Origin of the sequence: Parasphingorhabdus sp. SCSIO 66989 (assembly GCF_032852305.1) — a bacterium.
GTDB lineage: Bacteria > Pseudomonadota > Alphaproteobacteria > Sphingomonadales > Sphingomonadaceae > Alterisphingorhabdus > Alterisphingorhabdus coralli.
On the sequence record NZ_CP136594.1, the window covers coordinates 577,767 to 589,329 of the forward strand.

Below are 11,563 nucleotides of genomic sequence, written 5' to 3' on the forward strand. Positions count from 1 at the left end.
GTAATCAGATCCTCGGTTCAACCAACACGGCAAGGCGCGCCTCGTCGCCCGCAGCGCTGGCCAGTTCTTGGTAGCGAGCGAGGGCTGGTGCCAAGCTTGGCTGCACAAGCGGCAGCGCGCCATCGAACACTCGTCCGCTGGCCCCACATGCGGTTATCGTTCGCCCCTCCAACGCAGCCAGAACGCCCGGACCGCATCCGGTAATAACCGGCTTGGCCAGCGACCGTCCGACGACGGCGGCGTGGCTGGTCGCACCACCCGCTTCGGTGACCACGGCTTGCGCGGCCAGCATACCACCCACATCATTGGGGCTGGTGGTCGGACGCACCAGAATCACGGCTTCGCCTGCCTCGGCGCGGCGTTCCGCCTCAAGCGCGCTTGTCACCGCGACCCCAACACCTGCACCGGGCGAGGCGGGTGTACCGCTGGCCAACACCGAGGCATCGCCTGGCTCGGACAAGACCGGCGCCAACATGGCCGCCAATTGTTCCGGCGTCACTCGGGCCAGCGCTTCGTCACGGTCGATCAACCCTTCATCATGCATCGCCATGGCAATGGTCACAGCCGCAGTGGCGGTGCGCTTGGCCGACCGGCTCTGCAGGAAGAATAGTTGCCCCGCCTCGATGGTGAACTCGATGTCCTGAGCATCGCCAGCGGCCTGCTCCAGCGCGCAGGCACCGGCCAGAAGTTGCGCATGGGCCTCAGGCATTGTTGCGGCCAGATTTTCCAGCGGCTCGGCATTATGGGTACCTGCCACCAGCGTTTCGCCCTGGGCACGTGGCAACCATTCACCCCAAGGCTCAGCCTCGCCGCTGATCGGATTGCGACTGAACAACACCCCGGTGCCCGACTGATCGCATAGGTTGCCGAACACCATGGCCTGCACGGTGACAGCGGTGCAGAGATCATCCGAAATCTCATGATGCGCACGATAGCGACGGGCGCGGCGACTATTCCATGAGGCCATCACCGCTTCGACCGCCGCAAGCAACTGGTCTTTGGCGGCTTCGGGAACGGCGCCAACATAATCGTTGAACTGGGTTTCAAAGCTGGCCTTCACATTGGCTACGAAGCCGGGATCGCCCGTTTCGGCTGACAGGCCCGCCGCTGATCGCTCGGTAAGGCCGAGGTTGAGCAGCGTTTCCATCATGCCGGGCATCGACACGGCAGCGCCTGAACGCACAGATAGCAGCAGCGGCCTTTCGGCACCGTCGAAACGCCGCCCGGTTCTGGTTTCCAGGCCTTTGACCCCGGCCATTAATTGTTCGGCGAAATTGTCGGGCAGCTGACCGGTCGCCAACCAGGCGCGTGTCACTTCTACCGGCACCACAAACGCAGGTGGTACGGGGAGGCCCAATCTCGCCATTGCCAGCAAAGACGCTGCCTTGCCGCCGATGCGATCCGGTCCTGCCTCCAGCGTTGCTTCGAGCGGTAAGATCATTCCACCCGCTCCGTGCCCGACAGGCGCAGCAATTCCTCGTGCAGGTCGAACCACAGGGTGTGATAACTCTCGCAACCGACATCAGACACAAACGCAATATCCCCGTCTTCCGCAGCCTCGATCGCCTTCAAAAGCCCGTCGCGATAAACGGCAAGACGCGGCACCAGATTGGCGAACTGGTCCAGCAGCGCAGTCACACGGTCATGGAACCGGCCCAGCCGGTCGATAATGCGCTCATCATAGTCCGCGTCGCTATGGTCATTTGCTATGGTGGTGCCGACGATGGTGCGGGTCTGCCAATCGGTCATTAAAGCCTTGAGGTCGCGATTCACCACTTCAAAGCGCTCTACCGCAGAGACAAAGTCCGGATCAGCTCGCAGCGAAGCGCATATACGCGAATAATCGGCGCTGAGCGCAAGCTGAGCAAGCGGTGCCAGCATCAGTTTATCACCGGCGCGCACCACACGGCCCTGGGTTTCGGCAATCTCCAGCATCGCTTCGACCTCGGCAAGCTCAAGAGCCATGCGATGCGCAATGTCTGCCGGCGTCGCCGTGCGCAAAATGGCCAAGCCATGCAGAGTCATATGCCAGTTCGGACCGGGGTTTCTCATGCGGCCACCTCCTGTCCTTCAAGAACCCGCCGCTTCACTTCACGGCGCAGGATCTTGTTTGCCGGGCTCTTGGGTAGCGCAGTCCAGACATTGACGGATTTGGGTGCTTTATAGCCTGCCAAGGCTGATCGGGCGTGCGCCAGCAGAGCAGCCGTATCGATATTCTGCCCGCTCACCACGGCGTGGACGCGATCGCCCCATTTCTCGTCGGGCAGGCCGATAACGGCGGCCTCGACCACCCCGGGGAAGGCGAGCAGCACGTCTTCGACCTCACGTGGATAGACGTTGTAACCACCGGAGATCAGCATATCGCCCTTGCGGTCGAGCAGATAGAAAAAGCCGTCCTCATCCATGCGGCCAATATCGCCGGTGTGCAGCCAGCCACCACGAAAAGCCTCTGCTGTCGCGTCCGGCCTGTTCCAGTAACGCGCCATGAGTTGCGGCCCTTTGACCACAATCTCACCCGCAGCGCCCGCTGGCAATAGCGTGTCATCATCGTCCATCACCGCCACTTGGGCGATGGTGAACGGCCGCCCACAGGAACCGACCCGATCATGCTCATCGGGTTTAAGGCATGTGATCACCATCGGCGATTCCGCTTGCCCATAGGTCTGCACGAAGATCGGACCGAAACACTGCTCGGCACGGGCATAGAGCGCCGGTGCGATCGGCGAGGCACCATAGGCGATGCGCCGCAGCGCAAGCTCAGCATCATCAAGGCCGGGTTCTTCCAGCAACAAGGCCAGCATAGTGGGCACCAGGAAGGTCATCGTTGCGCTAGTCGAAGCGGCCAGCGTCACGAAGTCGGCGGCATCGAATTTCTCCATGACCAGTGAGGTAGCACCGCGCGTCAAAGCAGGCAGGAAGAATGCACCTGAGGCATGGGCAATAGGCGCTGCATGCAGGAAGCTGTCGGCGTCACTGATGTCCGGTACAAGATCGGTAAGGAAAGCGGAAAGCTCGGCAAGTTCGCCGCGCTCGGTCAGGGTCACCGCTTTGGGCTTGCCAGTGGTGCCGCCGGTGAAGCCGAGGCGGTAAGGCTCATCCAGATTGCGTTCGACGATGACAGGATCATCACTGGCGGCATCCAGCAGCGCCTGCAGCCGGGCCGGGGGCAGCGTGGTCTCCACCCCCAAATCGGGCGCGTCCTCGCTTACCAGAACCGCGCTTGCGCCGACCTCGGCCAGTTTGAAGCGCAAGTCAGACGGGGTGTCACGGCTGTTGAGACTGACCCGCACCAGCCCTGCCTTGGCCAATCCGTAATAGGCTATCAGGCAATCAATCCCGTTTGGTAACAATACGCCCACCCGCTCGCCATCAGCCAGACCGAGAGCCCGCAGCGCATTCGCGAAGCGGTTCGTGGCGGCATCGAAATCCGCAAAGCTCACCACCCGCTCGCCTTCTATCAGGCACGGCTTGCTGCCAAACTGGCGGGCAGCGCGTGTGATCAGGTCAGCGATCTGGCTCATCTGTCACAGCCCGGATAGGCGCGTGCCGTCTCGCACCGGAAATTCTCTTCCGGACGGCAGCTTTTCGGCACAAAGGCCCGCGCGGCCTCGTTATATTGCGCAAGGCTGAGCACGCCGCGCGTGGTTTGATAGCGGTCATTCTTGGCTGGCAAATGGCTGCCGCCCGGCATGGGCGGCGCCATTCGCGGTAGGAATGGGGCCCCGTTCAGGACCGATAGCGGCAGCGGGGTCAACACCCGGGTCGGCTTGTCTGACCATTTCATCATGCCGTGCGGTGCCGTTTGCTGGCTTGGAAGTGTCAGGCCACCGACCAGTTCCCCCAGCGCAGTATCAGCATATTCATCCGAGAGCAGAGGCCGGAATCGTTCAGCCCGCGGATCAATTTCCAGCCAATCGGCCGGATCGAACACGCCTGCAATATGCGCGATTTCCTTGCAGATGGCGTAATAGGATAGGGCACCGGCGTCGATCAGCTGATCACGGCTCCATTCGGCCATGCGCAGCCAAAGCTTGTCGGTCGCGGCTTTGGCACGATCAGACAGATCGTCCAGCATGGCAGTGAGTGTCTCCGGCGTGTCCATGCCCACCGGCACATGGCCCTCGCTCAGCGTGTCCGAGGTATAGAGGCCGATGCCGGTCAGGCGATCGGGCGTGAACTCGGGCGTCGATTCAAAGCTGCCCCAGTCATCGACCAGATGGAAATGGCAGCCGGTAACCTCCATCGCCACGGTGAGATTGTTGAACGGCATATCGCTGGCAATATCATCGAGCCAGGGCAATGAAGTCTCGCCAAGATCCATGAAATCGCGCATCAGCAATTGGCTGTCATCAGTGAGACGATAGGGACCGGAATTGGTCAGGCTGATGCGGCTCTCGGCGCTGACCAGAAATCCATATTGCGAGACCGTGGCGAGGAAGCGCTGGGCCGCCACAGAAAGCGCGCCACCGGGTTCTACTTTATGCATCTCCCCGGCAAAACGCTGCACGGCGCTATGCGGCAGTATCTGCGCGCGCTGGTTATAATCGGCATTGGTTAAATGGCCGTCATTACGGTGCCAGGAAAGTTGGAAGCGCTTCCAGAAATCCATTACCGTGATCACATCTTCGATCGCATCCTGCGGGCGCAGAAAGCCGAGGTTGATGAGATATTCGCGGCCCAACAGGTAGAAACTGGGTAATGCCCAGCCGATTGAGCTGTTCTGTGCCTTCACCCCCATTTGGCGTGCGCGATCGGCGATCTCCTCGGCAGGCATCGAAGCCTCGACCTTTCGGATCAGGCTGGGATAGCGGTAAAAGGCATTGAGATAGGACAGGAGAATATAGGCCGAGACCGGGTACAGTTTGGAACCCTGCACCGTGCGGGTGAGGCACAGCCAATAAGTGCTGTCGGCACAGGCCTGGATTAGCTGGTTTGTCTCCAACAGTTGCGCATAGCTGATAGCAGGGCGCTCGGGAGATACCGGGTCGGTCATGACAGCTTCCAGATACGCGCCGGCATCTCGGTGTCGGTGAGATAAGAATCGGCCGTGCGCGCAGCAGCGGTAGTTTCCAGAAGGACGCGATCGCCCTCAGCCACGCCCGAAAGGCGCACATTCATCAGGCAGGGAATACCGTATTCGCGGGCGAGGATGCCGAGGTGCGAGCGCACTGTGCCGCCTGCGCATACCAGCCCGGCAAAGCTTTCGAGGATCGGCGCGGTCAGTGTCCCGCCACTGTCGTCGATAATGGCGATGCTGCCTTCGGGGACCCCCTCTTCCATCAGCGCAATAACCTGCGCGGCTGATCGCACATATCGGGCGACGCCGGTCACGTCAGCGGCACCCTGAACCACATTGTCACCCACTCCGCACAGCGCCTTGCCATCCGCATCGGCTGGCTCGGACGGGGCATCGGGATGGTCAAAGCCTCCCTCCAGTGCGCCCAGACCCTGATACGCATCGGGTCGCTCAACCGCAGAGATGGTGGCGGAAAAGCTGTAACGATGGCCGCTCGCCAAAATGGCGGCATCGATTGCAGCAAGGTCGTCCTTTGTAATTACATCGTCGATTGGCCCGGCGACAAACGCGTCCCAGTCAAGCCCGCTCTCCGTGAAGCGACGCCGCACCAGGTCGCGGACGCTCAGATGGACCGCTGCAACCAGCGGTGAGTCGGGTTCCCCTCCCCACAGGCCATTGTCGGTGGGCAGCTGCGTCATGCCCGCGCCTCCTTTGCCCCCGGGTCGGTCATCACCAGCAGCGTGCCGTTGTTATGCCCTTGGAAAAGGTCGCCAAAATGCTGTGGCAATTGGTCAAACCCCTCGCGCAGGTCATTGCGATAGACTATCGCGCCACTTTCATATTGCGCCTTCAAATCCGCCCTTGCGGTTTCCCATTCAGCGGCAAAATCACCGACGAGGAAACCGCGCATGGTGATGCCACCATAGATGAGCCGCATCATATTGGCCGGACCGCGCATAGCCGCGCCGTCATAGCCTGCTATCTGACCGCACAGAGCGATGCGGCCCATCCGGTTCATCGCATCCACAGCGGCATCGAGGGTGTCGCCGCCGACATTGTCGAAGAACACATCGATCCCGTCAGCGCAGGCGCTTGCAATGGCTTCAGGCAGCTGCTCGTTTTGATAGTCAATCGCGGCATCACAGCCGGCTGTCTCTGTCAGCCAGCGGCATTTGTCCGGCCCACCGGCAATACCGACGACGCGGGCACCAATCGCGCGGCCCAGCTGGACCGCGACGCCGCCAACCGAACCCGCTGCGCCCGATACCAGCAATGTCTCGCCAGCATGAAGCACCCCGATCCGGTGAATTCCAAACCAGGCGGTAAGCGGATTGATACCGAGCTGTCCCATGGCATCCACAAGGCTGAGATGTGACGGTACCAGTTCGGTTTCGCTGCCGGGCAAACGAAAGCGGCTCTGCCAGCGCCCAAGACAGGTAATATCAGCCCCCACTGGGCGGTCGGGGTCATTCGAGGCAATGATACGGCCTCCTGCAGGGGCTAACATAGCCTCCCCCAGCGGCACCGAGGGATAAAGATTGTTCCCCGGGGGATCCATCCAATTGCGCATAGTCGGCGCGCACAGGAACAGGCGCAATTCCACTTCCACCTCGCCAGCAGCGAGCGGCTGCTCGGATGCAGGCTGCTCTTCTAAAGTAAAGATATCTGTGTGCAGGCGACCCTCTGGCCGGCGCGAGAGAACCCATTGCTGGTCAGCCATGACCCGCTCCATTCTCTGACCGCAAACCCGGAAAACGGCTTTGATGCGATGGCCCTACCATCCTATTCTACTCTCCCATTAATTATTATAGTCTGCTTCATTGGTGAAACAGCAATTCATTTATATTAAGCACGAGCTTCTAAAACTGGCAAGCCGCATTGGGCCGACAGCGAAAAAAAATGTAACTGGCGTATTTCCACTCTTGCGTATTAATCGCACTCGTGAAATGATGATTTATAAATAAAACAACGGAGAAATATGGGGAGATGGGCATGGACTATCGCACACTCGGAAGCACCGGCTTATCAGTTAGCGTTCTGTCGCTGGGTGGCCTTTTCGTATCTGCGGCGGGTGGCCCATTTGAGCGAGCGCGCGATGCTGTCCATCACGCGCTGGCGCGTGGGGTCAATTATATCGACACTGCGCCAATGTATCTCGACAGCGAGGAGGTTCTGGGTCGTATTCTTGCTGACACATCCGAGCCGGTAATCCTCTCGACAAAGCTCGGTGCACGGCCGCAGCCATTTGATCCGCGCGATGCCGATGCGCTGCTCGAATCGTTCGAGACAAGCTGCAAACTTCTGGGGCGCAGCGAAATCGACATATTGATGATTCACGAACCTGACCGCCCGCGCCAATTTGACTGGTGGGAAGCGATGGATGAAGCGCGCGGCCCGGTGATGGATGTTATCGACCGCTTGAAGGACGAAGGCCGTATCCGCTTTGCTGGCTTGGGCGGGACGACGGCCTATGATATGGCGCGGCTGATACGCACGGGTCGGTTCGACGTCGTTCTGACGGCCTTTAACACCAGCCTGCTCTGGCGGGAAGCCTGGCACGAGATCCTTCCGGCAGCGGCTGAACATGGTGTGGGCGTCGTCGCTGGATCACCACTGCAACAGGGTGCACTGGCGCGCATATGGCGCGATGAGGTGGAAACTTCAGAATGGTTGTCCCGCCCGCGCCGCGAGCAGTTCCGCAAGCTCTACGCTCTGGTCGACGAGATTGATATCCCCCTCGCTGAATTGTCGCTGCGCTTTCTATTGGCGGAACCTCGCATTTCCACCATCCTCATGGGCGCGCGCAGCGTCGAAGAGGTGGATGCCAATGTCGATGCGATAGCCAAAGGGCCGCTGCCATCTGACCTGATGGAGAAACTCGACGAAATTGCCGCGATGGTGCCGTTTCGGCCCCATGACGAGCCTTTCGCCCTGCCCTTCGGTCGCCCTTATGCCGGCACGCCCGCAGCCGGCCCAGTCTAGGTTCTGACCCTAAAAGGAGAGATATGATGCGCGCTGCTGTTGTTGAAAATCCTGGCCAGCTTGTCATTCGTAACCTGAGTGATCCCGTTCCCGGCCCTTATCAGGTGCTGACCAAACAATTGTTCGGCGGAATCTGCGCCGCCACGGATAATCATCTAGTGCAGGGCAAATTGCCCATTCCGGGCATCAGTTATCCATTGATCCTGGGGCATGAGGCCATTGGCGAGGTGATCTCGGTGGGGAGCAAGGTGCGCAATCTGAAGCCCGGCGATCTTGTCACCCGAACCGGCGCGCCGGCCACCGATGATTGCGCTGCCAATTGGGGCGGTTTTGCAGAACTGGGGCTAGCGTATGATTTTGCAGCGATGCGCGATGATGGTTTGCCGGAAGAGGAGTGGCAACCGCACACAATCAATCGCGTCTTGCCCGCCGGCACCGACCCTGCGGCTGCCACCATGATGATCACCTGGCGCGAAACACTGAGCTATATCACGCGTCTTGGGCCCGTTAGCGGCAAGCGGGTGCTGATCATCGGTTCGGGTGGCAACGGTTTTTCCTTCCTGGCATTGGCTAAAGCGCTCAGCGCATCGGCAGTGGCCATGATTGGCAACCCCCGATGGTCCAGCCACGCCGCCGAAACGGGTGCAGACGCCTTTGCCGATTATCGAGACCAGGATGCCATTGCTGACCTCAAAAACATCGGTGGAGCAGATGGCTTCGACCTCATGATAGATTCTGTCGGCTATACCGGCGGTATTGAAAACGTACTGTCCCTAATGGCTCGGGGAGCAGCCATCGGGCTTTATGGCTTGGAGGCGTTGGGTGAGCGGATGAATGCGTTGCACGCCATCGAAGCCAAGGGCTATCGCGTACATGGACCCGGTGAATATGCTGAAGGCGAAGCGCATGACCAGGCGGTCGAATTTATGCAGTCCGGCGCGCTGGATGCCAAGGTTTGGTTTGATCCCGCCAACCCCTTTTCATTGGACAATATCAATGACAGTCTTGCTGCTGTTGCCAACCGGGAGAGCCTGAAGGCTGTAGTCCGCATATCGGACTGACACCTTGTTTTTCGCAGCAGCAATGCCATAGATGACCTCGCAACGAGGTGTCAGGCATGAACGAACGGACAAAAAAATACTCCGCCCCAGCTCTGGACAAGGGTCTCGATATTCTCGAGCTGCTTGCAGAGAGCAGCGAGCCCTTAACGATGGGAAAGGTCGCAGAGCTCCTCAACCGCTCCAAGGGCGAGATTTTCCGCATGCTGGTCGCCTTGGAACAGCGGCGCTATATCCTGCGCGATGAGGCTACGGATGGTTTTCTGATCGGAAACCGTCTGTTCGAAATGGCGATGAAGACGGCACCGACCCGTGACCTTGTTGCCACCGCCATGCCGCATATCTCTACAGTGGCGCACGTCCTTGATCAATCTTGCCATCTCACCGTACTCTCAGACACCCAGATTGTCGTAATCGCCCGGGTTGAGGCGCCCGGCGAACTCGGCTTTGCCGTGCGACTGGGTTATCGCCGCCGGGTCGACCATTCGACATCGGGCCGGGTGCTGGCCGCTTTTGCAAGCCCGGCCGATCGGCAGCGGTTAATTGCAGAGATGCAGGAGCGCTATTCCGATTTCGACCGGGCCGCCTTTGAGGCTCAAATCGAGCACGTCATCAAGCAGGGATATGAGAAGGGGCCAAGCAGCAGTGTTCAGGGTGTCACCGATCTAGGGGCGCCCATTATCGGCGAAACCGGCTGGGTGGTTGGCACATTGACCGTGCCCTTCATCCTGCGGGACGGCAAACATGCCGGGCTTGAAGACGCCGCCGCCATTGTGGTGCGCGAGGCGGCAGCCATCTCGGAAGAACTTGCGGTCGGCATGCCCAGAGCCGTGACGATCTGAATTGATGCGCGCTATGTGATTCATGTCACGTAGTGCATATAAGAAGTTGCATTTTATTCCTGCAACGGTAATCATCCTGAGAAAAAAACAGACGCGCAGTTTGCGGTCGGTCCCTGGCCGATATTCGTCTGACAGGATGGGAGTTGCAGCAGGATGACAGCAGCACAGCGAGAACAGCAGGCTTGGGAGTCCGCGGCTGAAGCGCCCAAGGGTTTTCGCTTCTTCCTCTTCGCCTCGCCCCAGCTTGCCCTGGCCACGCTCGGCTTGCCTATCGTGATCTATCTGCCAGCCTATTATGCCGGTCCGCTCGGACTGGGTTTGGCAGCCACCGGCTTCATCTTCATGATCACACGCTTCTGGGACGTGTTTACCGATGGCTTCCTTGGCTGGGCTGTAGACCGTTTCCCGACCCGCTGGGGCCGACGCAAGATCTGGATGCTGGTCTCTACCCCGCTGATGGTGGCCGGTACCATCGCCATCTGCTTCCCGCCAGAGGGAGCCGGCAATCTCTACCTGATGTTCTGGCTCATATTCATCTATATCTGGTGGACGCTGATTCACCTGTGCCACATTGCCTGGGCCGCCGAACTGTCCGACCGTTATGACGAGCGCTCGAGCATCCAGAGCCGTATCCTTGCGGTCTATTTTTCCGGTCTGCTGCTGGTGTTAACCGCGCCGATCGCAGTAGGCGCTATAATGGGCGAAACCGACCTTGAAACCAAGGTGCGGGCTATGGGCATCTATGCTGCGGTGCTGCTGCCGATCACCGTTCTCGTCGCTGTTTTCATGGCACGCGAGAAGGCAGCGCCGCCCCGCGCATCGACCGAGAAGCCTTTGGGCTTTATCGAAGGATTGTCGCTGGCTTCGCGCAACCCGGCATTGTTGCGCCTGCTGGGTGTGGACATGCTGGCGGGTCTTGCAGGTGGCACGGCCAGCGGTCTGTTTGTCTTTGTCACCGGGGAACTGTTCCAGCTGGAGGGCGCGCTGACGATTGGCGGCGTTGCGGTCGATCCGGGCGCGCTGCTGATCTTCACCTATGCCGGAGCGTTCTTTGGTATCCCATTGTGGCTGAAGCTGTCCTATCGCATTGGCAAGCACCGCGCAGTGTCCGCCTCGGCCATACTGACGATCCTGGCGTTCCTCTATTCACTCATCATGCCGAGGGGAGACTTTCTCGCGGCTTCTGTCTTCTACCTGGTGAATGGCATTGCCTTTGGCGCTGCCCCCTTTCTCGACCGGGCCATGCTCGCAGACGTCGTCGATCTTGATCAGACGCAGAGCGGCGAGCAGCGCACCGGTTTCTTCTTTGCCTTGATGTCGATGACCAACAAAATCGGTTACGCCTTGCCGATCGGGATAATCTTTCCGCTACTCGCCCTGATCGGCTTCGACCCCAATGGCAATAACGATCCGCAGGCGATCGCCTGGCTCGGTGCCATCTTTGTTGGCATTCCTGTCCTTTTGAAACTGCTGATCATCGCGTTGACGTGGAACTTCCCTATCACCCGCGAAATGCAGGAAGACTTGCGCACCCAGCTCACAAGCCAAGAGGCGAGCTAGAGTCGATTTCATCCACATTGAATCGTCATTGCGAGGAGCGAAGCGACGCGGCAATCCAGAGCAGGTGTGTGTTGCCCTGGATTGCTTCGCTACGCTCGCAATGA

At 59.7% G+C, this 11,563-nt stretch carries 10 protein-coding genes; 4 read left to right on the top strand and 6 right to left on the bottom strand.

The features are described 5' to 3' along the window. Positions 1-4 precede the first annotated feature (4 nt). From RB602_RS02625 to RB602_RS02650, 6 genes are read right to left on the bottom strand one after another with little or no spacing between them, the layout of a single operon-like run. On the bottom strand, positions 5-1,441 hold the full coding sequence (locus RB602_RS02625; protein WP_317082697.1) for a pyruvate, phosphate dikinase: 1,437 nt from the start codon (positions 1,439-1,441) through the stop codon (positions 5-7). After that, the gene (locus RB602_RS02630) at positions 1,438-2,052 is read right to left on the bottom strand and encodes a hypothetical protein (protein ID WP_317082698.1); all 615 of its coding nucleotides are present in this window, start codon (positions 2,050-2,052) and stop codon (positions 1,438-1,440) included. The genes RB602_RS02625 and RB602_RS02630 overlap by 4 nt, the downstream gene beginning before the upstream one ends. Further along, positions 2,049-3,521 (bottom strand): class I adenylate-forming enzyme family protein, encoded by a 1,473-nt coding sequence (locus RB602_RS02635; RefSeq protein WP_317082700.1) that lies wholly within the window; start codon positions 3,519-3,521, stop codon positions 2,049-2,051. The genes RB602_RS02630 and RB602_RS02635 overlap by 4 nt, the downstream gene beginning before the upstream one ends. Next, positions 3,518-4,993, bottom strand: coding sequence for a hypothetical protein (locus tag RB602_RS02640; RefSeq protein WP_317082702.1), 1,476 nt, complete (start codon positions 4,991-4,993; stop codon positions 3,518-3,520). The genes RB602_RS02635 and RB602_RS02640 overlap by 4 nt, the downstream gene beginning before the upstream one ends. Further along, on the bottom strand, positions 4,990-5,715 hold the full coding sequence (locus tag RB602_RS02645; RefSeq protein ID WP_317082704.1) for a PEP-utilizing enzyme: 726 nt from the start codon (positions 5,713-5,715) through the stop codon (positions 4,990-4,992). Before RB602_RS02645 ends, RB602_RS02640 begins: the two co-directional genes overlap by 4 nt. Continuing rightward, the gene (locus RB602_RS02650) at positions 5,712-6,737 is read right to left on the bottom strand and encodes a zinc-binding dehydrogenase (protein ID WP_317082706.1); all 1,026 of its coding nucleotides are present in this window, start codon (positions 6,735-6,737) and stop codon (positions 5,712-5,714) included. The genes RB602_RS02645 and RB602_RS02650 overlap by 4 nt, the downstream gene beginning before the upstream one ends. Before the next feature lie 272 nt (positions 6,738-7,009). Here RB602_RS02650 and RB602_RS02655 point away from each other — a divergent pair, with 272 nt between their 5' ends. The 4 genes from RB602_RS02655 (at position 7,010) to RB602_RS02670 (ending at position 11,459) form a co-directional block, all read left to right on the top strand. Then, positions 7,010-7,999 (top strand): aldo/keto reductase, encoded by a 990-nt coding sequence (locus RB602_RS02655; protein WP_317082708.1) that lies wholly within the window; start codon positions 7,010-7,012, stop codon positions 7,997-7,999. 23 nt (positions 8,000-8,022) lie between these two features. After that, complete coding sequence (locus RB602_RS02660; protein WP_317082709.1) at positions 8,023-9,060, top strand: alcohol dehydrogenase catalytic domain-containing protein; 1,038 nt, start codon at positions 8,023-8,025, stop codon at positions 9,058-9,060. 56 nt (positions 9,061-9,116) lie between these two features. After that, the gene (locus tag RB602_RS02665; RefSeq protein ID WP_317082711.1) at positions 9,117-9,899 is read left to right on the top strand and encodes an IclR family transcriptional regulator; all 783 of its coding nucleotides are present in this window, start codon (positions 9,117-9,119) and stop codon (positions 9,897-9,899) included. A gap of 153 nt (positions 9,900-10,052) precedes the next feature. Further along, positions 10,053-11,459, top strand: coding sequence for an MFS transporter (locus RB602_RS02670; protein ID WP_317082713.1), 1,407 nt, complete (start codon positions 10,053-10,055; stop codon positions 11,457-11,459). The last annotated feature ends 104 nt before the right edge of the window (positions 11,460-11,563 follow it).